Origin of the sequence: Schaalia sp., assembly GCF_050312375.1 — a bacterium.
In the GTDB taxonomy this organism is placed as follows: Bacteria; Actinomycetota; Actinomycetes; order Actinomycetales; family Actinomycetaceae; genus Pauljensenia; species Pauljensenia hyovaginalis.
This window is the reverse complement of record NZ_JBNOYB010000024.1, coordinates 20,760-46,768: the sequence shown is the minus strand read 5'-3', so window position 1 is coordinate 46,768 and position 26,009 is coordinate 20,760. Positions and strand designations below refer to the sequence as shown.

At 64.7% G+C, this 26,009-nt stretch carries 23 protein-coding genes and 1 tRNA gene; 18 read left to right on the top strand and 6 right to left on the bottom strand.

The annotated features are described in order from the left end of the window. Positions 1 to 20: 20 nt before the first annotated feature. A complete protein-coding gene (locus tag ACQY7V_RS01620; RefSeq protein ID WP_428638594.1) occupies positions 21 to 2,039 on the top strand; it encodes an ATP-dependent helicase in 2,019 nt (672 codons plus the stop codon). 22 nt (positions 2,040 to 2,061) lie between these two features. Here ACQY7V_RS01620 and ACQY7V_RS01615 read toward each other — a convergent pair whose 3' ends face one another. Next, positions 2,062 to 3,069 carry a hypothetical protein gene (locus ACQY7V_RS01615; RefSeq protein ID WP_428638593.1) on the bottom strand — a complete coding sequence of 336 codons (1,008 nt, stop codon included), beginning with the start codon at positions 3,067 to 3,069 and terminating at the stop codon, positions 2,062 to 2,064. Between the two features lie 56 nt (positions 3,070 to 3,125). Continuing rightward, positions 3,126 to 4,661 carry a zinc-dependent metalloprotease gene (locus tag ACQY7V_RS01610; protein ID WP_428638591.1) on the bottom strand — a complete coding sequence of 512 codons (1,536 nt, stop codon included), beginning with the start codon at positions 4,659 to 4,661 and terminating at the stop codon, positions 3,126 to 3,128. Between the two features lie 130 nt (positions 4,662 to 4,791). Between ACQY7V_RS01610 and ACQY7V_RS01605 the strand changes: the two genes are divergently transcribed. Further along, entirely contained in the window at positions 4,792 to 6,072 is a 1,281-nt protein-coding gene (locus tag ACQY7V_RS01605; RefSeq protein ID WP_428638589.1) for a YlbL family protein, read from the top strand. A 31-nt stretch (positions 6,073 to 6,103) separates the two neighbouring features. Here ACQY7V_RS01605 and ACQY7V_RS01600 read toward each other — a convergent pair whose 3' ends face one another. Then, positions 6,104 to 6,673 (bottom strand): PPA1309 family protein, encoded by a 570-nt coding sequence (locus ACQY7V_RS01600; RefSeq protein WP_428638587.1) that lies wholly within the window; start codon positions 6,671 to 6,673, stop codon positions 6,104 to 6,106. Between the two features lie 121 nt (positions 6,674 to 6,794). Between ACQY7V_RS01600 and ACQY7V_RS01595 the strand changes: the two genes are divergently transcribed. From ACQY7V_RS01595 to ACQY7V_RS01585, 3 genes are all read left to right on the top strand, one after another. Continuing rightward, a complete protein-coding gene (locus ACQY7V_RS01595; RefSeq protein WP_428638632.1) occupies positions 6,795 to 9,866 on the top strand; it encodes a UPF0182 family protein in 3,072 nt (1,023 codons plus the stop codon). Between the two features lie 155 nt (positions 9,867 to 10,021). Further along, positions 10,022 to 10,095: transfer RNA gene (locus ACQY7V_RS01590), tRNA-Met, on the top strand. A 514-nt stretch (positions 10,096 to 10,609) separates the two neighbouring features. Then, positions 10,610 to 11,383, top strand: coding sequence for a sulfite exporter TauE/SafE family protein (locus ACQY7V_RS01585; protein ID WP_320772574.1), 774 nt, complete (start codon positions 10,610 to 10,612; stop codon positions 11,381 to 11,383). 87 nt (positions 11,384 to 11,470) lie between these two features. On the opposite strand, the gene ACQY7V_RS01580 is transcribed toward ACQY7V_RS01585, so the two are convergent. Next, a complete protein-coding gene (locus tag ACQY7V_RS01580; RefSeq protein WP_235361327.1) occupies positions 11,471 to 12,082 on the bottom strand; it encodes a DUF5052 family protein in 612 nt (203 codons plus the stop codon). Between the two features lie 108 nt (positions 12,083 to 12,190). Beyond that, on the bottom strand, positions 12,191 to 12,640 hold the full coding sequence (locus ACQY7V_RS01575) for a rhodanese-like domain-containing protein (protein ID WP_277299228.1): 450 nt from the start codon (positions 12,638 to 12,640) through the stop codon (positions 12,191 to 12,193). 249 nt (positions 12,641 to 12,889) lie between these two features. Here ACQY7V_RS01575 and ACQY7V_RS01570 point away from each other — a divergent pair, with 249 nt between their 5' ends. The 12 genes from ACQY7V_RS01570 (at position 12,890) to ACQY7V_RS01515 (ending at position 23,788) form a co-directional block, all read left to right on the top strand. Beyond that, positions 12,890 to 13,486 carry a SatD family protein gene (locus ACQY7V_RS01570; protein ID WP_428638585.1) on the top strand — a complete coding sequence of 199 codons (597 nt, stop codon included), beginning with the start codon at positions 12,890 to 12,892 and terminating at the stop codon, positions 13,484 to 13,486. 3 nt (positions 13,487 to 13,489) lie between these two features. Continuing rightward, positions 13,490 to 13,912: a hypothetical protein gene (locus ACQY7V_RS01565; RefSeq protein WP_428638583.1), complete on the top strand. Its 423-nt coding sequence runs from the start codon at positions 13,490 to 13,492 to the stop codon at positions 13,910 to 13,912. Between the two features lie 378 nt (positions 13,913 to 14,290). Then, a complete protein-coding gene (locus ACQY7V_RS01560; protein ID WP_428638582.1) occupies positions 14,291 to 14,824 on the top strand; it encodes a Fic family protein in 534 nt (177 codons plus the stop codon). 3 nt (positions 14,825 to 14,827) lie between these two features. Continuing rightward, positions 14,828 to 15,232: a hypothetical protein gene (locus ACQY7V_RS01555; RefSeq protein WP_428638580.1), complete on the top strand. Its 405-nt coding sequence runs from the start codon at positions 14,828 to 14,830 to the stop codon at positions 15,230 to 15,232. Between the two features lie 159 nt (positions 15,233 to 15,391). Continuing rightward, positions 15,392 to 16,954, top strand: coding sequence for a type I restriction-modification system subunit M (locus tag ACQY7V_RS01550; RefSeq protein WP_235361330.1), 1,563 nt, complete (start codon positions 15,392 to 15,394; stop codon positions 16,952 to 16,954). Beyond that, positions 16,951 to 17,631 carry a restriction endonuclease subunit S gene (locus ACQY7V_RS01545; RefSeq protein WP_235361331.1) on the top strand — a complete coding sequence of 227 codons (681 nt, stop codon included), beginning with the start codon at positions 16,951 to 16,953 and terminating at the stop codon, positions 17,629 to 17,631. Before ACQY7V_RS01550 ends, ACQY7V_RS01545 begins: the two co-directional genes overlap by 4 nt. Beyond that, the gene (locus tag ACQY7V_RS01540) at positions 17,631 to 18,230 is read left to right on the top strand and encodes a restriction endonuclease subunit S (RefSeq protein ID WP_428638578.1); all 600 of its coding nucleotides are present in this window, start codon (positions 17,631 to 17,633) and stop codon (positions 18,228 to 18,230) included. Before ACQY7V_RS01545 ends, ACQY7V_RS01540 begins: the two co-directional genes overlap by 1 nt. Positions 18,231 to 18,235: 5 nt before the next feature. Then, positions 18,236 to 19,231 carry a GIY-YIG nuclease family protein gene (locus ACQY7V_RS01535; protein ID WP_235361333.1) on the top strand — a complete coding sequence of 332 codons (996 nt, stop codon included), beginning with the start codon at positions 18,236 to 18,238 and terminating at the stop codon, positions 19,229 to 19,231. After that, complete coding sequence (locus ACQY7V_RS01530) at positions 19,228 to 22,272, top strand: type I restriction endonuclease subunit R (protein WP_428638575.1); 3,045 nt, start codon at positions 19,228 to 19,230, stop codon at positions 22,270 to 22,272. The genes ACQY7V_RS01535 and ACQY7V_RS01530 overlap by 4 nt, the downstream gene beginning before the upstream one ends. A 70-nt stretch (positions 22,273 to 22,342) precedes the next feature. After that, positions 22,343 to 22,864: a hypothetical protein gene (locus ACQY7V_RS01525; RefSeq protein ID WP_277299237.1), complete on the top strand. Its 522-nt coding sequence runs from the start codon at positions 22,343 to 22,345 to the stop codon at positions 22,862 to 22,864. A gap of 13 nt (positions 22,865 to 22,877) precedes the next feature. Then, the gene (locus ACQY7V_RS01520) at positions 22,878 to 23,315 is read left to right on the top strand and encodes a helix-turn-helix domain-containing protein (RefSeq protein WP_277299238.1); all 438 of its coding nucleotides are present in this window, start codon (positions 22,878 to 22,880) and stop codon (positions 23,313 to 23,315) included. After that, on the top strand, positions 23,312 to 23,788 hold the full coding sequence (locus ACQY7V_RS01515) for a hypothetical protein (RefSeq protein ID WP_428638573.1): 477 nt from the start codon (positions 23,312 to 23,314) through the stop codon (positions 23,786 to 23,788). The genes ACQY7V_RS01520 and ACQY7V_RS01515 overlap by 4 nt, the downstream gene beginning before the upstream one ends. Positions 23,789 to 23,938: 150 nt before the next feature. Here the strand turns inward: ACQY7V_RS01515 and ACQY7V_RS01510 are convergent, their stop codons facing one another. Beyond that, positions 23,939 to 24,952, bottom strand: a complete 1,014-nt coding sequence (locus ACQY7V_RS01510; RefSeq protein WP_277299240.1) for a LacI family DNA-binding transcriptional regulator — start codon at positions 24,950 to 24,952, stop codon at positions 23,939 to 23,941. 180 nt (positions 24,953 to 25,132) lie between these two features. Between ACQY7V_RS01510 and ACQY7V_RS01505 the strand changes: the two genes are divergently transcribed. Beyond that, complete coding sequence (locus ACQY7V_RS01505) at positions 25,133 to 26,008, top strand: carbohydrate ABC transporter permease (protein ID WP_277299241.1); 876 nt, start codon at positions 25,133 to 25,135, stop codon at positions 26,006 to 26,008. Position 26,009: the final 1 nt, after the last annotated feature.

The following is a 26,009-nucleotide window of genomic DNA, read 5'->3' as shown; positions in this document are numbered from 1 at the left end:
GGGCGTGGGATGATCGGGGTATGAATGAACGCGACCCCGAAGCGCTGCTCGACGCCCTGGACCCGGATCAGCGGGCCGTGGCACTGCAGGTGACGGGCCCGCTCGCCGTGCTCGCGGGCGCGGGAACGGGGAAGACCCGGGCGATCACCTATCGGATCGCCTACGGCACCGCGATCGGCGCCTATCCGCCCGATTCGGTGCTGGCGGTGACCTTCACGAGGCGCGCGGCCTTCGAGATGCGGCATCGGCTCGCGGGCCTGGGCGTGCCGAGGGCGCAGGCGCGGACCTTCCATTCGGCGGCCCTGCGTCAGTTGCAGCACTTCTGGCCGACGGTGATCGGCGGGCCGATGCCGTCGATCCTCGCGCACAAGGCGTCGATCGTGTCCTCGGCCGCTGCGAGGCTCGGAATCGCCGCCGATAAGACGATCGTGCGCGACCTGGCCGCGGAGGTCGAGTGGGCGAAGGTGTCACTGGTCGATTCAGAGCATTACGCCGAGAAGGTGGAGGCCGGCCATGAGGTGCCCGCGGGTTTGAGCGCCGATGACATGGCGCGCCTCCTCGACGTGTACGAGGACGCGAAGTCCGAGCGGGGGGTCATCGATTTCGAGGACGTGCTCGTGATCCTGTGCGGCATGCTCCAGGAGCGCTCCGATGTGGCGGCGAAGGTGCGCGCGCAGTACCGGCATTTCGTGGTCGACGAGTTCCAGGACGTGTCGGCGATCCAGCGCCGACTGCTGGACCTGTGGCTGGGGGAGCGGCACGACGTGTGCGTCGTCGGTGATGTGGCGCAGACGATCTACTCCTTCGCGGGTGCGGATCCGGCGCATCTGCTGGACTTCCCGCGGCGCCATCGGGGCGCGCGGGTCTTGGAGCTGAGGCGCGACTATCGTTCGACTCCGCAGATCGTGGCGGTGGCGAACGGATTGATGGCGCATGCGAAGGACTCCGGCGCGGTGCGCTTGCAGTCGCAGCGGCCCGGCGGCGCTGCGGTGCGTTTCACGACCTACGCCTCTGACGCCGAAGAGGCCGAGGGCGTGGCCGCGAAGGCCGAGGGCCTCATCGCCTCGGGGGTGAGACCCGATGCGATCGCGGTCCTCTTCCGGACGAACGGTCAGTCGCAGGCCTTCGAGGAGGCCTTCGCCGCAAGGGGGATCCCCGTCGCCCTGTCGGATGGCAGGCCCTTCTTCCAGCGCGAGGACGTGCGCAATGCGATGCGCGTGCTCACGACCGCTGCGAAGTTCGCCGACCCTCAGGCGCCCGCGTCCCTGGTCGAGGCCGTGACTGCGCAGTTGGAGGCCGTGGGGTGGACGCCGGAGGCCCCTACGGGCGGGGCGGCTCAGGAGCGCTGGGGGAATCTGAGGGCGATCGTGTCCTGGGCGGAGGACTCGTCCGCGAGGGATATCGCGGAGTTCGTCGCTGAAATGGAAGAACGCGCCCAATACCAGGTCGAGCCCGATAAACGGGGCGTGGAACTGACGACCCTGCACGCGGCCAAGGGCTTGGAATGGGATGCCGTCTTCCTGGTGGGCGCCGCCGAAGGGCTGCTGCCGATCTCCTACGCGAAGACTCCCGAGGCCAAGGAGGAGGAACGCCGCCTCCTGTACGTGGGCATCACGCGCGCCCGGGATGTCCTTGAGATCTCGTGGGCGAAGACGCGGGGCGCGGGCTCTAGGGGTGCGCGCAAGCGCTCCCAGCTGCTGGACGGCGTATGGCCCGACGACGCGGCATCGCCGAGGACGTCGCGCCGGGCGAGCGGGAGGGAAGCGGCCCGTGATTTCGCGGCGAGGGCTTCTGAGGAGGACCTGGCCCTCTACGAGGAACTGCGGGCCTGGCGGAGCGCCACCGCGAAGGCGGGCGGCCGCCCGCCCTTCGCGGTGTTCACCGACCAGACTCTCAGGGAGATCGTGCTGTCGCGTCCGACCGGCTTCGAGGGCCTCCTGCAGGTGAAGGGCATCGGCGAGGTGAAGGCGCGCATGTTCGGGGCTCATGTCCTGGCGATCGTCGCGGGCGAGCAGGTGGACCTGCCGGAGGCCGAGTAGGCGAGGCGCCGTCGCCTGCGGGTCAGCCCCGCCGCCGCATCCCGGCCCCGCCGTCTTCCGGCTCGCCCCTCCCGACGCCCGGGGCCCGCTTCCGTTTCATCCCCTCGGGGACGGCCCCCTTCCCCTGGCGGCTCCCGGCATCATCGGCGGGGAAGGGAGGGCCCGCGGCGCCGCAGCCGCACTGCGGGTGCGGCGCGACCTCGAGCGGGTGCGGGCGCCCGAGCGCATCGATCCGGACGATCCGCCCGCAAGACGCGAGAGCGCGCTCCCCGAGGGCGAAAGCGCGAATCATCCCGGCGGCATGAACGGCGGCCGCGTAGAGGGAGACGAGCGGAGGCTCGGGCGGGCCCCCGTCCCGGGTCGCGTAGACCTCGGCCGGGTGGAAGGGGTCGGACTCCGCTCGCCGGAGCGCCACGCAGTGGGCGCAGGCGGTGCGTCCGGGGACAGTGAGGGGACCGAGCTCGTAGCCGTCGGCGCAGGCCCTGATCGGCAGATGGGGCTGATCCTGGACGAGCAGGGAGGCGAGGGGCGCCGGGTCACCATGGCCTCCGCCCGCGCAGATCACCAGGTCCGGGCTGCTCAAGGAGGAGACCGTGATGCCCGTGCCGGCGACGGCCTTCGCCAGCGCGATCGGGAGCTTCATGCCCAGTGCAGCGGATCCGAGGGCGAGGTGCAGGGGCGCGGGCACCGTCCTCGGGCTCCTGGGATCGACGTGGAGGCTGAAGGTTTCGGACAGGACGCCGATCAGGGCGAGCGACAGGAGATCCGCGCCTTGAATCGCGATGCCGAGCCGGGGCCGCTCGGTTTCGAGCATGTCGTCGGCGAGGAGGCGGGCGGCGATGTCGGGGCGGAGCAGGGCGGGCGCGCCGGTTCCGCGCGGCGAGGAGGATCGAAGGGCGCGGATGAGCGCGCCGGTTTCGAGCCCGTCGAGCCCGTGCAGGGTCGTGGCGCGCGAGAGACCCGCGTTCAGGTGCAGTGCGCCCGGCCCGCGCCGCGTGGCCGTCGTTCCTTTGCGAAGTTGCGTTCCCACGCCAGAAGTATCGGGCGGCGAGGGCGGGAGCGGAGCCCGTCCACAGGCCGATCCCTTCAGGCCTTGTCGGCGCCGCCCTCGTCCTGCGGAGCATCGGCGTTCTTCGGAGCATCCGCATCCTCCGAAGGATCGTGATCGGGGGAGGTCGCGTCATCGGCGTTCCCGAAACCCGCCTTGGCCAGGGTCTCCGCCTCCGGATCGAGATCCGGGGTGACCCCGTCCGCCCAACCCATCGTGCCCTCGAGCAGGGCCTCGAGGGCCGCGTCGATGTCCGCGTCCTGCTCTCCGGCGGCTCGGCGCATGACGAGGAAGGTGTCGGGGGAGTCGAGCTCGGCGATCGTGGGCACCATGTCGGGATGGGACCACAGGGCGTCGCGGGCGGCGGCGTCGGAGTCGGCCTCGACGAGGGCGAAGATCTTCGCCGCGCCTCGGGCCCGCCGCGGGCGCATCTTCAACCCGATGAGCTCGCCGAGGACCTGTTCGGCCGGTCCCCCCGAGGCGCGCCTGCGGCGCATCATCTCGCGCAACTGGTCGGCGTGCGGCAGGTAGGGGGCGACGGCGCGCGCGGTGACCACCTCGACCCAGCCCTCGATCAGGGCCAGGATCGTCTCGAGCCGGTCGAGGCTGCGCTGCTGCTCCGCCGTGACGCCGATGGCGAAGACCCCGCCCGAGAGCGCTGACTCGATGGAACCCGGGTCGCTCGGGTCGAAGGAACGGGCCGCTTCAGCGATGGCGTCCTCGTCGATGGCGATGCGCGCGCAATAGCTTTCGACAGCGCGGATGAGATCGCCGTGAAGCCAGGGCACGGCCGCGAAGAGCCTGCGGTGGGCGCATTCGCGGACGGCGAGGAAGTGGAGGACCTCGTCGAAGGGGATGTCGAGTCCGTCTGCGAAGGCGTCGACATTGGAGACGACGAGTCCGGTGACTCCGCCTTCGACCAGGGGCAGGCCGACATCGGTCGAGCCGAGCGCTTCGGCGGCGATGCCGGTGAGGGCGCGCGAGATCTGCGAGGCGAACATCATCGCGGACAGCTTCGGGACGAGCTCCTGGGTGCGTCCGAGCATCTGGGCGATGCCGGGCGGCAGCGGGGCTTCGTCGGCCTCGGAGCCGAGGCGGCCGCCGAGGACCTCCCCGAGCGCGCGCGACACGTTCTGCGCGACGGGTTCGGTCATGCGCTTCCACATGGGCAGCGTCTGGTCGATCCATTCCGAGCGGGTCCACGCGCGCCGCTCGAGGGGCCCGGGTTCGAAGGCGGTCGCCGTGTCGAGCCACAGGTCGGCCACCGTCATGGCGCGTTTGGCCTGTTCCGCCTGCGCGGCGGTGAGGACGGGGTCGCCGTTCCGGTAGATCGCCTGTCGGGCCGAGTCGGTGACGATGCGCCAGTCGACCGGCCCGCTCGAGGTGTTCATGAGGAACTGGAATTGGCTGAGTGCGGCGTTCAGGGCCGCGGGATCGGAGAACTGCGGGGGCAGCTTCGCAGGGTCGAAGCCCTGGGCGCGCAGAGCGCGGGCGGCCTCTTCGGCTGCTTCGTCTCCGAGCATCTTGCGGAGGAATTCGTCGAAGGGGGTGGGCTCTGGAGCGTCCTGGGTCATGTCTTGACACTACCGCCACTGCTCGGAAGGAGCGTGGTGAAAGCTGTGTGTGCGCCAAGAGCTGAAGGGGACTTTCCTGGAAACGCGTGCGCGGCGCGACGCGGCGGCCGCTACGGGCGACAATGCCAGGGTGGAAGAAGAGGAGCATGCGGTGAACGGCCTTCAAGACCCCCGGGGCGACGAGGGCGGGACGCGCAGTCGACATGGCGGAGACGAGCGGGAGGGGCGCTGGAACGGGCGCGCTCCGGGAGGCGGCGCTGCCCTTGCCGGGCCCCTCGGCCGACGCGGGCCCTTCGGATTCGGCGTCGGGCGGATCGGCCTCCTGGCCCTGGCCCTCGTCGTCGCCCTGGTGCTGTTCATCGTGCCGATGCCCTACGTCGTCGAATCCCCCGGCCCCACCTTCGACGTGGCGGGCCAGTACCGGGGGACGGCGCTCATCGAGGTCTCGGGGACGGACCCGAAGACGGGCGGGCAGATCGAGGCCGAAGCTGCGCATGAGGCCGGAACGGGCGCGGGCGAACTGCGGATGGTGACCGTCTCGGAGTCCGGAGGGCCCGGGCGCCGCCTGAATCTGGTGCAGCTCATCTCCGCCTACTTCGATTCGACGGCCAAGATCATCCCCTATTCCCAGGCCTATCCCGATACCGCGACGAAGGAGCAGGTGGATGCGGCGCAGTCCGTGTTGATGCGCTCCTCCCAGTCGACTGCGGAGGCGGCTGCCCTGACGCACCTCGGGTGGGAGGTCCCCGCGAAGGTGACGATCCGCGGTGCGACCGCGGGCTCTGACGCGGAGGGGAAGGTCGAGGACGGCGACGTCCTGGTCTCGGTGACCGACGCCCAGGGCGTCGAGCACCCGATCGACCGGGCCGCAACGGTCTTCGACCTCGTGAAGGCCACTCCGGTCGGCTCGGTCCTCACCGTGAACACGGAGCGGGACGGGGAGCCGATGTCGGCGAAGATCACGACCGTGTCCGGAGGGGAGGGGGCCCGGGGTTCCCGTCTGGGCGTCTACCTGGACGTCGACGTCGACCTCCCGCTTCAAATCGCCTTCAACCTCGGTGAGGTGGGAGGCCCCTCGGCGGGCATGATGTTCGCCCTCGGGATCATCGATCGACTCACGCCGGGCGACCTCATGGGCGGTCGTTCGATCGCGGGCACGGGGACGATGAGCTACAACGGCGAAGTCGGGGCGATCGGCGGCATCGTGCAGAAGATGAACGGGGCGAAGCGCGACGGCGCCGCCTTCTTCCTCGCCCCGGCCTCGAACTGCGGCGAAGTCGTGGGCAACGAGCCGCCCGGATTGCAGGTGGTGGCCGTCTCGACTCTCGACGAGGCGGTGTCGGCGGTGAAGGCGATCGCCGCAGGGGACGGCGAGTCCCTTCCGACCTGCGCTTCCGTCCTCGGGAAGTGAAGCGGGGCCGCGCTCGGGGCGGTGAACGGGCTCAGTCCCGCTGCTCGGGCTCCAAGGAGACCAGGAGGGCCTCGACGAGGTTGGGGACCAGGCGCGATCCCTGCCCGACCTTGTCATCGGCGTCGAACGCGCGCGTGCGCAGGGCGCACCAGGACTCGCCGGTGCGCAGCGCGCCGACGGCGAGGCGCACATCCGAGCGCTGCGGGTGGTTCGTGATGAAGGCGAGAGCCTCTTCGGGGTCCTCCGGGGCCTGAGCCTCGACCTCGGGCGGGACGATGACGCGCTCGACGGTGAGGGCCGCGCCCACGACCTGGTCGGGCCATCCGAGGTGGCCGAGCACCTCTTCGAGGTCGTCTTCGGCGAGGTCCTCCTGGACGATCGCGGACAGGTGATCGGCGGTGCCGTCCCATCCGGCGCGGATCTGCGCGGCGAGGTCCTCGGGCAGTCCCGGCTGGTCGAGCAGCCCTGCGGTCGGCACGAGCGCGTACAGCGACGGGGCGTGGTCCCACCCGGCTCGGGCCGCTGTGCGCTCGATATCGACGACGACATTGGCGAGGGCGATCTGGCGCGATGTCGGCATCGCGGAGTTCTCGATGGTCATGGCCCCTATCGTCTCACGCGCGGCTTCGGGCGGAGGCCTCCAGCGGGCGATCCGGCCGCCGCCGGGTAGGATGGGGGCACTTCCGTCGATGTCAAGGAGTGAGGCTGTGAGCGCCTTCCCCATGTCAGGATCCTTTCCGCGACCGTCGAAGAAGGGAGGTGAAGAAGCCGACCGTCCTCGCATCGGACCGGGTTCGGTGACGATCCTCGTTCTCCTCGCGATCGTCGGCCTCATCTACGCCGCTTCGAGCGTGTGGACGGAGATCCTGTGGTTCAAGCAGATGAACTCGACGCGCGTGCTGCTCACCCAGTGGTTCGCATTCGCGGGTCTGTTCCTCGTGGGATTCCTTGTCATGGCCTCCGCGATCCTGCTCACCCTGAACTTCGTCTACCGGCACAGGGCCGCCTCGACGCGCGGTGAGGCCTCGGCGAATCTCCGCCAGTACCAGGAGGCTCTCGAGCCGCTCCGCCGGGTCGTCTTCTGGGGCCTCGCGCTTCTCCTGGGCGTGACTTCGGGCGCGAAGCTGGCGGGGGAGTGGCAGACCGTCCTCCAGTTCGTCAACCGCACGCCCTTCGGGACGACGGATCCGCAGTTCGGCCTTGACGTCTCCTTCTTCGTGTTCACGCTGCCCGCCCTCGACCTCCTCGTCTCCTTCCTCATGAAGACGACGCTCTTCGCCCTCGCGGCGGCGATCATCGTGTCCTACCTGTACGGGACGATCCGCCTGTTCCCCAGGCCGCACGCCTCCAAGCCCGCGCGCCACATCACCGGGATCCTCGCCGCGGTGGCCTCCCTGCTGTTCGGCGCGAATTACTGGCTGGGACGCTACGCGCTGCTCACCAAGCGCGGCTCCAACGTGGACGGCGCCATGTACGCCGACATCAAGGCGACGCTGCCGGCGCATTCGATCCTCGCGGTGATCTCGGTGCTCGTCGCCGTCCTCTTCCTCATCGCGGCGTTCAAGGGGACCTGGCGCCTTCCGGTCATCGGCGTCTCCGTGACCGTCGTATCAGCCCTGGTCGTCGGCGGGATGTATCCGGCGCTCATTCAGCAGTTCCGGGTCACCCCGAACGAGCGCGAACTGGAATCCCCCTACATCCAGCACAACATCGATGCGACCCTGAAGGCCTACGGGCTCGAGGGCCTCGAGTACACGAACTACGATGCGGCGACGGCCGCGCAACCGGGTCAGCTGCGCGAGGACTCGGAGTCGACCTCGCAGATCCGCCTGCTCGACCCGCAGGTCATCACGAAGACCGTCCAGCAGCTCCAGCAGTCGAGGCCCTACTACGGCTTCGACTCGGGCATGAAGGTCGACCGCTACACCGTCGGCGATGAGCGCCGCGACACCGTCATCGCCGTGCGCGAGATGAACCTCGCGGGCCTGTCGGCCGAGCAGCGCACCTGGGTGAACATGCACACCGTCTACACCCACGGTTTCGGCGTCGTCGCCGCGTACGGCAATACGCTCACCTCCGACGGCCTGCCCTCCTACTGGGAGCAGTCCGTGCCCTCCCGCGGTGAGATGGGCGACTACGAGGAGCGGGTCTACTTCTCGCCGAACGCCCCGCAGTACTCGATCGTGGGCGCCCCCGAGGGCGCGGACCCGCAGGAGCTCGATTACCCGGATGACAACGCCAAGGGCGGTCAGGTCGCCACCACCTTCACCGGCGATGGCGGTCCGAGCGTCGGCAACCTCTGGAACAAGCTCCTTTACTCGATCAAGTTCGCCTCGACGGACATCTTCTTCTCCTCGCAGACGAATTCGGCTTCGCAGATCCTGTACGTCCGCGACCCGCTGGCCCGTGTCGCGAAGGTCGCTCCCTTCCTCACCCTCGAGCAGGAGGCGTACCCGGCGGTCGTCGACGTCGACGGGGACCCCTCGACGCCCAAGCGCCTCGTGTGGGTGGTCGACGGCTACACGACCACGGACGACTACCCCTATTCGCAGCACGAATCGCTCGCTCAGACGACGATCGACTCGCAGTCGGACACCATGAGCCAGTACGTGCGCGCTGAGACGATCAACTACATGCGCAACTCCGTCAAGGCCATCGTGGACGCCTATGACGGTTCGGTCCGCCTGTTCCAGTGGGACCAGGAGGATCCGATCCTTCAGACCTGGATGAAGATCTACCCGGATCGCGTCGAGCCCCTGTCGCAGATCTCCGGCGACCTCATGAGCCACATGAGGTATCCGGAGGACATGTTCAAGGTTCAGCGCGAACTGCTCACGAGCTACCACGTGAAGAACGCTTCGGACTTCTACGCGGGCGGTGACCGCTGGCGGCTGGCCGAGGAGACCTCGACTGCCGTCTCGTCCTCGTCCGAGGGCGCGGTGGCGCCGTCGGCGACTCAGCCGCCCTACTACCTCACGATGCAGATGCCGGGCCAGGAGAGCGCCGAGTTCTCGCTCACCTCGGTCTTCGTCCCCGGCGGCGAGTCCAAGCGCGAGGCGATGGCGGGCTTCCTCGCGGTCGATTCCGAGACGGGCAATGAGCCGGGCAAGATCCGCGAGGGCTACGGCAAGCTGCGTCTGCTGGCCCTGCCCTCGTCGACGACGGTTCCCGGTCCGGGGCAGGTTCAGAACGCCTACGACTCGAATGAGACCATCGCCCGTCAGCTCAACCTGTTGAATCAGGCGGATTCGAAGGTCATTCGCGGCAACCTCCTCACCCTGCCCGTGGGAGGCGGTCTGCTTTACGTGCAGCCCGTGTACGTGCAGGGCACGGGTTCTGCGTCCTATCCGGTGCTGCGCTCGGTTCTGACGGCCTTCGGCAACCAGGTCGGTTTCGCACCGACCTTGGCCGAATCCCTCGATCAGACCTTCGGCGGCGACTCCGCGGCGACGGTTGCGGGCGCCGATCAGGACAGTGGGGGCGAGCAGGGGGCCGAGGGTGAGGCGCCCGTGACGCTGAGCGCGCAGCAGAAGCTCGCTCAAGCGCTGTCGGCCGCTTCGAAGGCGATGCAGGACTCGCAGACCGCTTTGAGCGGGGGCGACTGGGCCGCTTACGGCAAGGCCCAGGAGACGCTGAATGCGGCGATCGCCGCGGCGATCGAGGCCCAGAGTCAGATCGACGGGGCTGCCGGTGCCGGCGGTGCTACTGGCGCGGACGGGGCCGGGGGTGCTGGTGGCGCGGACGGGGCCGGGGGAGGGTCCTCGGCCGGCGCCGACGCTCCTCAATCGCAGTGATGCGGGGACTCTCTCGGCGCTTGTGAACGCCAGAGAAGGCGCACGCGTCCAGTGAGCTGCGCACTTGATCCGGGGCGGTGGGCTTCCTCTGTTAGGAAGCTCACCGCTCTCGGTTTGAAGGTCCAGGCTGCGAGGGCTACTGTAGGTATCACCGACGCGGGGTGGAGCAGTTCGGTAGCTCGCCGGGCTCATAACCCGGAGGTCGTCAGTTCAAATCTGGCCCCCGCTACTAGGAAAAAGCCCCTGACCAGGTGAAACATCTGGTCAGGGGCTTTTGTCATGTCCGCTGGAATGAATATCGAGGGGCCAAGAATCGGGCCGGAAAGGTCGCTCGAGGGGACGGGGCGGGGCGCAGTGCTCCCGCGCGGGGGCGGGCGCCGTACGCGGGGTTGGCCCTTTGTGTTCGGGCTCGGCCCCTTGTGTACGGGGTTGGCGGGTTCATTGGAGGGGTTGATCCCGCAGTGTGTTTCTTGTGTGCGGGGTTGGCCCTTTGTGTGTGGGGTTGGCGGGGTTGTTGGAGGGGTTAATCCCGCATGGTGTTTCTCGTATGCGGGGTTGGCCTCCAGAATGCGGCCTTGGCGGGCCTGCGGGAGCGTTCGCTTCACGCAGGCGCTCGAAAGAGGCATCCCGACTGAAGCGTCTCAGACGCAGCCCGCCCGAGGCCCTTCGGATCACCGGGCGTAGAATCGCCAGTCGTGAACGCGATTGATCAATCCCGGGAAGGCGCCGAGCCTTCCGGTCGAATGGGGCCGGTGCGCCTCGCCCTCGTCCTCCTGACGGGCGCGGCCGCAGGATTCCTCGCAGGCCTCTTCGGCGTGGGCGGAGGCCTGATCATCGTCCCGGCCCTCATGACCGTGCTCGGGATGGACCAGCGCAGGGCTTCGGCAGCCTCCCTCGTGGCGATCATTCTCACGGCGGGCGCCGGTGTCACCTCCTACGCCCTCGGAGGGCAGGTCTCGTGGATCGCGGCCCTATTCCTCATCGTGGGCGCGCTGGTGGGCGCGCAGATCGGCGTGCGTTTGCTCCAGCGGATCCCCGACAGGGTCCTTCCGTGGATCTTCACCGCGTTCGTGGTGCTCGTCGTGATCGCTCAGCGCTTGCACATCCCGGTGCGAGACGCGGTTCTCGTTCTCGATGCTCCGCGCGCGATCGGACTGGTCTTCGTCGGCTTGCTCTCGGGCGTCTTCTCCGGTCTTGTGGGCGTCGGCGGCGGCTCGATCATCGTCCCGGGCCTCGAACTGCTGGTCGGAGTCGGTGATCTGCTCGCCCGGGGGACTTCTCTGCTCGTCATGATCCCGACGGCCGTGTCGGGCACCTGGACCAATGCGAGACGCGGACTGGTGGATCTCAAGGCTGGTCTGCTGGTCGGCGCGATGGCGGCGCTGGTGACTCCTGCGGGGGCCTGGGTGGCGCACTCGATTTCCCCGCGCTTGGGCGGGATCTTGTTCTCCTGCTTCCTCGTGGCAGTGGTGGTGTCGATGCTGGGGAAGGCGCGTCGGGCGCGCACCGGTCGTTAGACGCCCGGGCGTCTGCGGGTCCGTCGGCTCCTCGTCGGCGACGAGGGCGGAAGTGCGGCTCCCTCAGAGCGGGGTGAACCGGGGGTTCTATTGGATGAGCTCCGAGGAATAGATCGTGTAGTCGCAGCGGTAGATGAACAGGCGCTTGTGGTCGATGAGGAGCACGGTCGAGTTGGGGATGCCCTCGGCGGAGTAGGAACTCACTTTGTCTCCGGAGTAGACGGCGATGGGGGTCCCCTCCTGGGAGCGGATGAGGACGGTGTAGTCCTTTCCGGTGAAGAACTCGTCGAAGGAGGTCTTGAGGCGCGAGAGGAAGGGGATCGAGGAGTCGGTCGAGTTGACTTCGGCCTTCGCGTTGGCGTCGTTGAGGATCGATTCGAGGCCCTGTTCGGCGAGGATGAGCGAGCTGCCGACGTGGTAGACGGGTTCGCCTCCGACGGTGAGTTTGAGGACGGAGGATTCCTTCGTGATCTTGCCTTCGGCGTCGGTGATGTCGAAGCGGTCGTCGGTGGTGACCTGGATGGATCTGCCGGTGATGCGGTCGAGGGCGTTCGCGTTGACGTCGAAGGTCTCGACGGTCGCGGTGATCCCGCGGAATTCGGCGCTGACGTCTTTGACGGACTGCTCGAAGTACTGGCAGCCGCCGAGGGCGAGGGTTGCGGCGGCGAGCGCGCCGAGCAGGGAGGTCCTTGTCTTCACGGGGGCTCTTTCATGAGGTCGTCGTCGGTCGGTGCGAGGAGGCGGCGACAGCGGGTGCGTTCGGGCTGCGTGCGATGCGGGGCTTCGCGCCTATCGCGGGCGGGATGGTCAGTCGGTGACGATCGGGAGAGCGAGGGACTTCGCGGCCTCCTCGAGTCCGCCCGCGTTGCGGACTTCGGTGAATCCGGCGGCGGTCATGAGTTCGGCGGCTCGAGCGGCCCGGTTTCCCGAGCGGCAGTAGAGGGTGTAGGCGCCTTTCGGATCGAGCTTAGCGATCTGCTCGGAGAAGTCCGCGGCCGTGGCGTCGATGTTGATGGCGCCGTCGAGATGACCGGCGGCGAACTCTTCGGGGGTTCGGACGTCGATGATGAGGGGTGTCGCGCTCGTTTCGGACGACTGTCCGCTGTTGGATGACTGCCCGCTGCTGGGCGTCTGTTCCGCCGATGCTTCGGAACTGGCGGGAGTACTCGCGGACTGGGGGGAGGTGCAGGCCGTCAGGGCGAGGAGAGTGATTGCGGCGGCGGCTGCGGTGCGGAGCGCGGGGGAGAAGGGGCGCATGGGTCCTCCGGGTCGTGGGGCGTGGGCGCGGTCAGTCTTTCAGGAATCGAGGGGCGGCGCGACCGCTGCGCCGGAAGGGCCTCGTGGGGTGGGTGTTACGGGGCGTTGTCGTGCTCGTTTCCGTCGAGGAGAGAGTGGTTCAGGTTAGCAACTGAAGCAGTCATAATTAAGCTATGAACCTTATGTAGGCATTATGAAGCTGCTATGCTTCATTCAAGGTGTTGGCGTGCCTCAAGGGAAGGAGACGCGATGTTCGTCCTCACGATCGATCAGCGCCGCTCGCGAGAAGAGGAGGACCGCGTTCCGGGCATTCTCGCCGAACTCGCGTCGATCCCGATCGAAAGCCCCTTCGTCCGCACCGCCGGCGACGAGATTCAAGGGGTTGCCGCTGAGCCCGAGGCCGTCGTCGCGATCATCGACAGGCTTCTGCGCTCCGGCCTCTGGCGCTGCGGGATCGGCGCAGGGGCCGTTGAGCTCCCCTTCGCCGAGGACGCCCCCGATTCCCGTTCGGGCCGGGGCGAGGCCTTCGTCCTCGCCCGCGAAGCACTCGAAAGCGTGAAGAATTCACGTCATTCGATCGCCCTGCGCTCGCGGGCCGAAGAGCCGGCCCGCGAGGGCGAAGCGCTCATCCGACTCATCGAAGCGGTGTCGGCGTCCCGGACCCGTCGCCAGTGGGAGGTCGTCGAAGCCGTGGAGGCCAGTGAGACGATGGCCGAGGCGGCCGAGCGGCTCGGTGTTTCCGCATCGGCGATCTCGCAGGTCTACGCCCAGTCCGCCAGGCGCGAGCAAGTCGCCTGCTACGGTCTTGTGCGCAGGCTGTTATCGGAGTGCGAGCCGAAGGAGTGACCGATGAACGAGCCGCCCTCGCTTCCCGTCATCCTCGCCGGGGCCGGCGTCGTCCTCGCCGCCGTCCTCATCGGCTGGGCGATCACCGTCCTCGTCCTGCGTTTCGCGCAGCTTCCCGACAAGACCGCGCATTCGCGCGAGGACGGGGGTGAATTCATCCTCGAGGCGCCCGCGCCGAAGACGGAGGTGCCGAGGGGCGGCACCCTGGTCGGCCTCCTCGAGCGGGCCGCCGTTGCGACCTGCGTCGTCACGGGTCATGCGGAGCTCATCGCGGTCGTCGTCGCCGTCAAGGGGCTCGGTCGTTTCGCCGAATTGCGCGATGATCCGGCTTTCGCCGAACGATTCCTCATCGGGACCCTCACCTCGATGCTGACCGCCGTGTGGGTCGCCCTGCTCGGCGCGTGGATCATCCAGGTCGTGCACTGAGGCGCGTCTCTTGATCGGGCAGGATGACGCAGGCGTCGAGGGGCGCCTCTTTTCTGCCGGTTTCTCTGCCGGTGGCGGGGTGTTCGCCGAGGCGGGCGGCGGGGCGCCTTCCTCCGAAGGATGAAGTGGGAGCTCGAACCTGATCGGGGGACAGCGGCCGCTTCGATATGTCGATGAGATCGACCTGTTCTCGAGACGTGTCGAAATATCGTCCGAATATCGACACGTTCTTCCCATGCGGTTACGCTATCGACATGTGGAACCACCCGGATCGGCCATTCCAGGATCTCCCTCCGCTTCCCCCTGCCGGGGATGTTGAGAGCCCGACGGTCCTCAAGGCTGCGATTTCGGCTAGTCGTGCCCTTGCGCGTCTCGACGGTGTTCATCAACATCATTCCGCTGATGGAGGCTCAGGCTTCCAGCGAGATCGAGAACATCGTCACGACGAATGATGAGCTCTTCAAGGCTGCGAGCGGTGCTCTTCCCGCGCCGACGCCCCAGGTGAAAGAGGCGCTGCGCTACCGGGAAGCATTGCGCGCGGGATTCGACTCCCTCCGTGAGCGCCCCCTCACAGTGAGAACGGCGATCGAGGTATGCAGTCGAATCCAGGGACGCGAGGCCGTCATCCGAGACCTTCCCGGAACCTTTATCGGCAGTCCTGCGACAAGGCGTCGCATCTACACTCCCCCAGAGGGAAAAGGCCTCCTCCTCGATCATCTCTCTGCCTGGGAGAGTTTCCTCCATGCCGACAATGGACTCGACCCGCTCGTCGTCATGGCACTCGCCCACTATCAGTTCGAGGCGATTCATCCGTTCTTCGATGGCAATGGCCGAACGGGTCGAGTTCTCAACACGTTGTTCCTCATTGAGTCCGAGCTGCTTCGCCTCCCGATCCTCTACCTTTCCGGCTAGATCGTGCGGCACAAGGACACCTACTACGAGCGCCTCAACGCTGTGACCTGCGAGGACGCGTGGCAGCCGTGGATCCTCTTCATGCTGGCGGGCATCGAGTCGACGGCGAAGTGGACACTCCGCATCGTTGAGACGACCGACCGGATGCGAGCGGCCTTGGAGACGCGTATCCGTGAGCAGAATTCGAAGCTCCCGGCCGTCGAGTTGAGCCGCTTGCTCTATGCGCAGCCCTATTTGCGTATCGAGAACGTCGTCGAGACGGGACTTGCGAAGCGCCAGACTGCGGCGCGCTGGCTCACGGATCTCGCGGGCTCAGGTCTCATCGTCAAAGAGAAGATCGGCAGGACCGTCATCTTCGTCAATACGGAGCTCCTTGACATGCTCTTCACGACGCCGTTGTCGGACTGATGTTCGTCGCTGAGAGAGGGAAGGCAGCGTGCGCGAGCGCCGAACGCCCGGCGGATGAATCGGAGAACCTCGGCTGAACTGCATGTGCTGGCCGGAAACGGGGGAGCGGGGTGGCAAACTCTATGAGGAAGTCACCGCCCCGCGAAGAAGAGGCATGAGATGGCATCGGAGAATCAGCGCGCTGAGCTGCACCGGACGATCTGGCAGATCGCGAACGACCTGCGTGGAGCCGTTGACGGTTGGGACTTCAAGTCCTACGTGCTCGGCTTCCTGTTCTACCGCTTCATCTCCGAGAACCTGACGGTCTTCATCAACGAGGGCGAGGCCGAGTCCGGGAATGAGGGATTCGATTACACCCTGGCGTCGGATTCTGATGTTGAAGATCCCAAGTTCCGTCGCGACCTCGTGAACGAGAAGGGCTTTTTCATCCGCCCGTCCGAGCTCTTCGTCAACGTGAGGGCCAGGGCCGCCCACAATGAGAACCTCAATGAGACTCTGTCGACGGTCTTCGCGAACATCGAGCGCTCCTCGATCGGGACCCGGGCCGAGAAGGACATGAAAGGCCTCTTCGCCGATATCGATGTGAATTCGCCGAAGTTGGGGAACACGGTCGCTCAGCGCAATCTCAAACTCGTGAAGATCCTGGACGCGATCGGTGATATGGATCTGTCCTACGGGGAGTCGACGATCGATGCCTTCGGTGACGCCTACGAATACCTCATGACGATGTACGCCTCGAGCGCGGGCAAGTCGGGCGGTGAGTTCTTCACTCCGCAGGAGGTGTCAGAGGTTCTTGCACGCATTGCGATCGATGGGCGTGAGCGCGTGGGGCGGGTGTACGACCCCGCCTGCGGTTCGGGCTCGCTCCTCTTGAAGTTCGCGAAGATCCTCGGCGCTGACAAGGTCGAGGGCTTCTTCGGCCAGGAGATCAATCTGACGACCTACAACCTGTGCCGGATCAACATGTTCCTGCACGACATCAACTTCGCGAACTTCGACATCGCGCTGGGGGATACGCTGCTCGAGCCCGCGCATTGGGATGACGAGCCTTTCGACGCGATCGTGTCGAACCCGCCGTATTCGACGAAGTGGGTCGGCAAGGATGATCCGACGCTGCTGCATGATCCGCGGTTCGCCCCCGCCGGAGCCCTGGCGCCGAAGTCGAAGGCGGATCTCGCTTTCACGATGCACATGCTCAATTGGTTGAAGGTCGACGGGACGGCGGCGATCGTCGAGTTCCCGGGTGTCCTGTATCGCGGGGCGGCCGAGCAGAAGATCCGCCAGTACCTCGTGGACAACAACTACGTCGATGCGGTGATCCAGTTGCCGCCGGACCTGTTCTTCGGCACGACGATCGCGACCTGCATCATCGTGTTGAAGAAGTCGAAGAAGGATAATGCGGTCTTCTTCCTCGACGCCTCGGACCAGTTCGAGCGCAAGGGGAACAAGAACGTTCTGACTGAGGCGAATCGCGACTTCATCATTGATTCCCTGGTGGCGAGGGCGGATATCGAATACAAGGGGGCGCTGATCGACGCGGAGACGATCGCGGGCAACTCCTACAACCTCTCGGTCTCGTCCTATGTGGAGCCGGAGGATATACGCGAGGAGGTCGACATCGCCGAGCTCAACGAGCGGATCGCCGGCATTGTCGAGCGTCAGGCGGAGCTGCGGGCGAAGATCGACGCGATCGTCGCTGACCTCGAGGGCGGTGTGCGATGAACCGGATCGAGCGCATGGTCGCCGAGATGTGTCCGGATGGGGTTGAATACAGGCCTCTTGGGGAAGTCGGGGTTTTCATCCGGGGGAACGGGATTCAGAAGTCTGACTTCGTTGATGAAGGTGTTGCAGCGGTTCATTACGGTCAGATCCATACCCGTTTCGGAATCTCAACTGACCATGCCGTGTCGAAGGTTCCTGCCGAGATGGCGCGCCGCCTCCGTCATGTTGAGTACGGAGACTTACTGATCGCAACGACGAGCGAAGATGATGATGCGGTCGGCAAGGCTACGGCTTGGCTTGGTCTTGACGACTGCGTCATTGGTGGTGATGCGTATATCTATCGTCATTCACTCGATCCGAAGTACGTGTCTCATTTCTTCGCTTCTATGGAGTTTCAGACGCGGAAGAAAAAATACCTTACTGGTACGAAAGTTCGACGCATTTCGGACGCCTCTCTCTCCCGTATATTGATCCCTGTTCCGCCGATTGAGATTCAGCGAGAGGTTGTTGGTATTCTCGATTCTTTCACTAAGCTTGAGGCGGAGCTTGAGGCGGAGCTTGAGGCGCGCAGGGTGCAGTATGCCTTCTATCGAGATCGTCTTTTAAGTTTCGATTTTGAAGCGGGGGGGGGTGCTCTCTTCGAGGCTTCCGGGCATTCGAGGTCAGGTGGGCTCTGATGAGTGATATCGCGACTCTCTATGGCGGCTTGATTGGAAAATCAAAGGCTGATTTCGCCCACAGTGGTTGCCCCTATATCTCTTATAGAAATGTCTTCGACAATATGGCTGCGGATCTTTCTGGAAAAGATCGAGTATTGATTGGCGAGGGCGAGCGACAGAAGGCCGTGCGTCAAGGTGATCTCTTGTTTACGGGTTCCTCTGAGAATCGTGAGGAGACGGCGATGTCATCTGTCGTAGTCGATGAGCCCTCGGAAGTGACCTACCTCAATAGCTTTTCGATTGGAGCTCGGTGGAGTGACTCGAAACTTTTTGATCCGCGCTTCACCAAGCATCTCTTTCGGTCGGCGCGAATGCGTGCGCAGCTCGTGAGGACATCGATGGGAGTGACTCGATTCAACGTTTCAAAAGAGGCGTTGAAGAAGATTCTTGTGCCAATCATTCCGCTGTCAGTACAAGGTGAAATCGCAGATGTCCTCGATGACTTCGATGCCCTCGTCAATGACCTCTCTTCCGGTCTGCCCGCCGAGATCGCGGCTCGGCGTCAGCAGTACGAGTACTACCGCGATCGACTCCTGACCTTCCCCGAAAAGAAGTGATTCCCGTGGCACGCGGCATGCACATCGAACTCTTCCTCGTCGACGGCGAGGTCGGCGGTATCGCGACCGCCGATCTCGTGTCCTGGTCGGGTCATGTCCTCTACGGGCCCCGCTCGAAACTCTCCGAACTGCTCGCCCGAGAAGAAGCCCACCGCAACGGCGTCTATCTGCTGCTCGGCGATGACCCGGAGGCGATCGAATCGACGCGCTGCTATATCGGGAAGACCGAGGACTTCACCAAGCGCTTCCTCGACCACAAGCAGAAGAAGGACTGGTGGGACCGGGCCGTCCTCATCTCGTCCGCAGATGACTCCTTCAACGAAGGGCACTGGGGGTACATCGAATCGCGCTTGGTCGAGATCGCGATGCGTGCCGAACGTGCGACCCTCGATGACAACAAGCAGACTCCACAACGGCGAAAGCTTTCCGAAGCGCAAAAATCCGATGTTGAAGACTTCATCGACAAGGTGCGGTTGATCCTCCCCGTCCTCGGCGTCACAGCCTTGAAGACCCGTACGAAGGACCGCGTCGAAACTCCGGTGCTCAACATTGCAAGTGAGGAATCCCCGATCTTCCACCTCGAAATCCCCAGGCGCAGCATTCATGCGCGAGCCCAGTTCATCTCGGGAGAACTCATCATGCTCGAGGGCTCGCAGGTCGCAGGGAGATGGACGGGCAAGGCGAAAGCGGATACGACCCAACGTGCCTACAACGGACTGCAATCCCGCTTCGAGAAGCTCGTCGCCGATGGTTCGATCCGGGTCGACGAGGCGGTCGGCATCGTCACCCGAGACATCCCCTTCTCCTCGCCCTCGGCCGCCGGCGCAATCGCATCCGGTCGCTCATGCAATGGCCGAATCTCCTGGATCACCGCAGACGGCCTCACCTATGGCGAATGGGAAGAACGCGGCGTCACCGCTTCCGATTCGTCCAGCCCTGCAGCCCCGCCCTCGTCGGCGGGAACGGAAACAAGAATCATCAACGGGGAGGAACCCGCATGAGTGCTTCGGTCGACACGGGCTTCAATCCCTCCATGCGGATCGAACCGATCATCCTCACCGACGAGGCGACGGTCGTCGCCCAATTCGAGCCCGGACCCGATACCGACCTGTCGTATCAGTCCGAAGCCGCCCTCGAAAAGGAATTCATCACCCAACTCCAAAGACAGGCCTACGAGTACATCGTCTTCGACTCCGAAGCGGCGATGATCGCGAACCTGCGCACTCAACTCGAAGCCCTCAACCACTACGCCTTCACCGACTCGGAATGGGAGCGCTTCTTCGCCGAGAAGATCTCAGGGCGCAACGACGGCATCATTGAGAAAACGCGGCGCATCCAAGAAGACCACGTCCAAGTCCTCCTGCGCGACACCGGAGAAACCAAGAACATCCGCCTCATCGACAAGGAACGGATCCACAACAACCGACTCCAGGTGACGAACCAGTACGTCGTCGAATCAGGTGCGCACGACAACCGCTACGACGTCACGATCCTCGTCAACGGCCTGCCCCTGGTCCACATCGAACTCAAACGCCGCGGCGTCGCCCTTAAAGAAGCCTTCAACCAGATCAACCGCTACCAGCGCGACTCATTCTGGGCGGGCGCGGGCCTCTTCGACTACGTGCAGGTCTTCGTCATCTCCAACGGGACGCACACGAAGTACTACTCGAACACGACGCGCCGCGACCACATCACCGAAGACCGGCCCGGACGCCCCCAGGCGAAGGCCGCCACCTCCGACTCCTTCGAATTCACCTGCTGGTGGACCGACGCGCGCAACCACCAGATCACCCGGCTCGAGGACTTCACGCGCACGTTCTTCGCCAAGCACACGATCCTCGCGATCCTCACCCGCTACTGCGTCTTCACCACCGAGGCGAAACTCCTCGTCATGCGCCCCTACCAGATCGCCGCAACCGAAGCGATCCTCCAGCGGATCCACACCTCGACCATTCAGAAGACCACAGGCAGCCTCGAGGCCGGCGGCTACATCTGGCACACGACCGGATCGGGCAAGACCCTCACCTCATTCAAAACCGCGAAACTCGCCGCCGGACTGCCCGAAATCGACAAGGTCCTCTTCGTCGTCGACCGCAAGGACCTCGACCACCAGACCATCAAGGAATACAACCGCTTCGCCGCCGGGACGGTATCGGCCAACCAGTCGACCGGTCAACTCGCCGCGCAGATCAACGACCCGCACGTCCCGATCATCGTCACGACCATCCAGAAACTCTCGAACTTCGTCGCCGCCCACCGCGGGCACGCCATCTACTCCGGGCACGTCGTCCTCATCTTCGACGAATGCCACCGTAGTCAATTCGGCGACATGCACACCGCCATCACCAAGGCCTTCACGAACTACCACCTCTTCGGATTCACCGGGACGCCGATCTTCGCCGAGAACTCCTCAGCCTCGGGAAACATCCACCTGCGCACCACCGTCCAGGCCTTCGGCGACCAGCTTCACTCCTACACGATCCTCAACGCCGTCGCCGACCGGAACGTCCTGCCCTTCCGCGTCGACTACATCGACACCTTCCGCCACTCCGGCGAGGTCGAGGACGCCGAAGTGGCCGGCATCGACACCGAAGCGGTGTTCCGCGATCCGCGCCGCATCGCCGGGATCGTCACCTACATCCGCGAACACTTCGACCAGAAGACCAAACGCCAATCCAGCTACACGCTGGGCGAGCGACGCATCCGCGGCTTCAACTCCCTGCTCGCCACCCAATCGATCCCGGCAGCCCGCGACTACTACGCCGAATTCCAACGCCAGCAGGAGCACCTGCCGTCAGATGAGCGCCTGAGCATCGGCATCATCTACTCCTACGCGCCCAACACCGAAGCGCCGGGGGATTCCCTCGCGGAGGAAAGCGTCGACCCCACCGCCCTGACACGAGACGACCGCGACTTCCTTGAACGTGCGATCGCCGACTACAACGCCAGGTTCGGAACGAACTACGACTCCTCCGCCAACGGCTTCGAGTCCTACTACGAAGACATCGCGAAGAAGCTCACCACCCGCGAAATCGATCTCGTCATCGTCGTCAACATGTTCCTCACGGGCTTCGACTCGAAAACCCTCAACACGCTGTGGGTCGACAAGAACCTGCGCACGCACGGGCTCATCCAGGCCTTCTCGCGCACCAACCGCATCCTCAACGCTGTGAAGTCCTACGGCAACATCGTCTGCTTCCGCAATCTCAAGGACGAGGTCGATGCCGCGATCACCCTGTTCGGCAACAAGGAGGGCGGCGGTTCCTTCCTCATCCGCCCCTACGAGGAATACCTCGGCGAATACGTCAACGCGGTCGTCGACCTGCGCGAATACCCGCGCGATCGTCTCATCATCTCCGAATCGGAGATGGAAGCCTTCGTGGAGCTGTTCTCCAAGGTCCTCAGGCTGCGGAACATCCTCACCTCCTTCGACGAATTCGCCGCCGACGACCCGCTTTCCGAGCGCGAATTCGCCGACTACAAGGGCATCTACGTCGACATCTACAACGAGCTGCGACCCCGTGCGGACGCCGAGAAGGCCGTCATCAACGACGACCTCGTCTTCGAGATCGAACTCATCAAACAGGTCGAGGTGAACATCGACTACATCATCCGCCTCGTCGAAGAGCACAAGGCCGCCCATGGTGAATCGAAGGATGCCGAGATCAGGGCCGACGTCACCCGGATCGTCAAGGCCAGCCCCTCGCTGTACTCCAAGCGTGATCTCATCGAGCGCTTCCTCGCCACGTACACGGCCGGCACGGATGGAGGCGCTCACTGGGAGGCGATCCTCGCCGCCGCCAAAGCCTTCGAACTCGACGAGCTCATCGACAGTGAGCACCTCAAGCCTGAGGCCGCGCGCGCCTTCGTCGCCAAAGCCCTCGATCGCGGCTACCTGGCCGAGGAGGGCACGGAGATCCTTTCGATCCTGCCGCCCATGTCCCGCTTCGCGAAGGCCGCAGGCGCCGAGACGCGGGCGGAGAAGAAGCAGCGGGTGATCCGGGCTCTGAAGGAATACCTCGAGCGTTTCCTCGGGGTGTAGGTCGGCATTGCCCCGATCCGCACCAGAAGGGTGAGCGTCACGTGCCTATGGCACTTGTTACCGTCGCTTCATGAAAGAGCTTCCCAGGCGTGTGTCGATCTGCGCTTCACCCAGGGCGGTGCCCGCTACCGTGCACCGTGCTCGTTTTGGCGCGATTGACGTGCAGCGCGAGATCACGGAGGTCGTATATGAAGCTCTCAGGGCGAGGGGACTGAAAGGGCGTGGTCTGGAAGTACAGGGTGCTCACTTGGTGGGGGAGGTCCTCGGCCAGCTGAAGTCGTTTGCAAAAGGGCAGCTTCCCGAGGGTCGTCGAGGGGCCTTCGAACCCGTCGTCTCGCAGCCCGACCTGTGGGAGATCCGAGTGAATGGCAGACGATTCGGCGCCTTCCGTCTCTATCACGCCGAACCAGAAGGCGGTGACCCCGACATCGTCGTCCTCCGCTTTCATCAAAAGGACGCTCCGGGAATCCCATCGGAGTCCATGAGTGACGTGCAGAATCGGGTCATGGCCGACGCTCAAATGGTCTTCGAGTCGGGCTTGTCACAGCGGTGGGGTCATGTGGATCACTGCGCCGCATGTCTCGAGTCGTGATAGGTTTGAAGCTATGTTGACGCTCAAGAGTCGTCTGGATTCGCGGACCTTCGATGAGTTGGTCGAAGCGAGCGAGCGCCTGGCCCTGGCTGATAATGACTTGCGCTGGGCCCTCATTGAAGCCCGCAAGCGTGCGGGATATACGCAGCGGGAGCTCGCTGAAATACTCGGCGTATCTCAGCCGACTGTTGCCAATTTCGAACGCCAGGACAATGACCCGCGACTGTCGACCTTGCGCCGCTACGCCCTCGCGGTAGGTGCAGATATTCGACATCAGGTCCTTCTTCCCGATGGTGCTCAAGTCGAGACGGCGTCATGGCGGGCCTGTGCGAGCGTCGAATACATCTTCGTGTCTTCGGCGGATCCAGATTCTCGGGCGCAGAATTCTCGGCGAAGTGGACCATCCGCTGCGGGTCAGCTCGATCGGCGCGACTATGTGAGTGCAGCGTGATGACTCAACCGCTGTCGACTCTCGAAGAAGTGATCCGTGTATCCGACCCTGTCGAGGACGTTCTTTTCGGTGTGCAGCTCGAAACTGAAACTGTAGCTGCGTCCTTCAAGGACATGCCGGTGTCGTGCCAGGTCGCCGGCATGTACAGCGTTCGGCCCGGCATCGTCTCTTTCAGGGCGATCTTCACGGTAGGAGCTGAGATCTTCACGCGCGCGTCGATCGATGTCGCGGTGAACTACTCGGTTCCCGAAGATGCTGCTTTCGCCCGTGAAGCCTTCTTCGAGTTCGCGAATGCGGTGGCGACTCCGCACATGAGGTCGTACGCGCAGTCGATCCTCGACAACCTCCTCGGACAGATGAAACTTCCCGGTAAACTCCTGCCGCCGATCAGCTCATACGATGAGGGGGTTTTCAAGGCCGATCATGCGCCGGATGTGATCGCAGCTGACGGCGCATTCGAAGCGACGGAATAAGGGAGCGCGAGCGCTCGATCCCCGTATTCGCGATCCGCCCGCCTCGGGCATAGCCTCGATGGGCTGATTCATCCGGCACGACCCGGTGCGGCAGGGGAACGCCGTGAGTTCGCTTGGGTGGGAGGAGAAGCCCTGCTCCTCGTCGCCCGTTCAGCTGGTCGTGGATCGCGAGAGGACTTCGAAGGGGATGCGCACTCGGGTGCCTGAGCGCGGGCGCGCCTGGATGATGTCGAGGGCTGAGGAGGCCATCAACTCGACTCGTGGATCCACCGTGTCGAATGCAGGAATCGAGAAACGCCCTTCTTCGATGTTGTCGAAACCGATGAGTTTGATCTGCTCTGGGACCTTGAGCTTCTCCGAAGCGAGGGCGTGCAAGGCGCCCAAAGCCATGGTGTCGGAGAAGCAGACGATGCCATCGAAGGGGCGCCCGCTCCTGACGAGGGAGTGCACCGCCTGAGAGGCCTCGCCCAGGTTGAACGAGCTCACCGCCCCGACGAGCGCAGGATCGAAGATGAGGCCGGCTTCATCAAGGGCGCGCCGGTAACCTTCGAAGCGAAGTCGGGATGTCGCCTGACTCTGATCTTCCTGGTAGCCGACGACAGCGAGGTGTCGACACCCCTGGGCGATGAGGTGGGCCGTCGCCGCGCGTGATGCGGCGATATTATCGATTCCGACGTGGCTGAACGTCGGCACCTTGAGGTGCTCGCCGTATTCTCCGATGAGAACGACGGGGACCGGCGGCACGTGATCGCCGAGATCGTGCGCTCGTGCGGAGAGGGGCGAGCAGATGATTCCGTCGAGGACTGGCAGATCTCTTCCTTGAATCGCCGCTACTTCGCGCTTCGGATCGCCATCGGTCTGGGTGACGAGAACCGTGAGATTCCGTCGGCGCGCCTCTGTGACGAAGCTCGAGGCGAGACCTGCGAAGTAGGGCTCGCGCAGGTTGGGGAGCGCCAGGGACACGATGCCTGAATTGCCTGAACGGAGATGGCGTGCGGCTGCGTTCGGCCGGTATCCGAGTTCTTCTATGGCTTCCTGAATGCGCAGGCGGACTGCGTCGCTCACCCAGCCCGTGCCGTTGACGACATTCGACACGGTCTTGGCACTGACGCCGACGTGATCGCCGACGTCTTTGAGAGTGACGCGGCGCGAAGAGTGTGGCATAGGCCTTCACTTTCCGGAGGGGACAGTGCTACAGTACACACACTCATACAGTTCAACGTTGAACGCGCCGAATGTTCGACCACCTTCTGCGGGTTTCCCCGTCTAATGAAGTGGGATTGCTGATGTGCGTTCAACGTTGAATGACTCGTCGGTGAACATCCCTGCATGAAGGAGTAGTCAATGGTGCAGCTGGCGCGAGGGGTACGCCCGTACCTCTACATAGCCCCGATCGTGCTGATCTCCGGAGCGATGATCTACTACTTCATCGGATTCACGCTTCTCGCCAGCCTCACGGACTGGAACGGTTTGCGCGACTGGAGCTTCATCGGCCTCGACAACTACTGGACCCTCGTGGGCGACCCGACGTTCTGGACGGCGCTGCGCAACAACGTCGTATTCATGATCGCCACGATTACGATCCAGGCCTGTCTCGGCCTCTTCGTCGCCGTCATCGCCGCCGAACGACTCCCGGGTTCGAACATCTTCAAAGCGATCTTCTTCCTGCCGATCTCCATGGCACCCGCCATCATCGCCACAGTCTTCCGATACATGCTCGAAGCGAATTACGGCACCGTCAATGAGAGCCTGCGGGCGGTCGGCCTCCTCGGCCAAGGGGAAGTCATCGAATGGCTCGGAGCGGATCTCGGCACGTGGTCCATGGTCGCCATCAACGTCTTCCAGTGGATGGGTTTCTCGATGATGATCTACTACGCCGGAATCATGGCGATCCCGAAGGACCTCTACGAAGCCGCGATGATCGACGGGGCAGGATGGTGGAGGCGCCTCTTCTCGGTCACCATCCCCTCGCTGCGGGGTGTGACTTCGACTCTCATCGTCCTAGGAATCGTCGGTTCGCTCAAAACCTTCGACATCGTGTGGCTCACGACAGCGGGAGGGCCCGGTAACGCCAACCAATTCCTCACCACTTTCCTCTATCAGGAGCGCGCAGGACGCGAAGCCGGATACGCCTCGGCGATCGGCACCGTTCTGCTGATTCTCGCTTTCGGCCTGGCCATCGGCCAGTCCGTCTGGACGTCCCGAAAGACAAGGAGCTGAG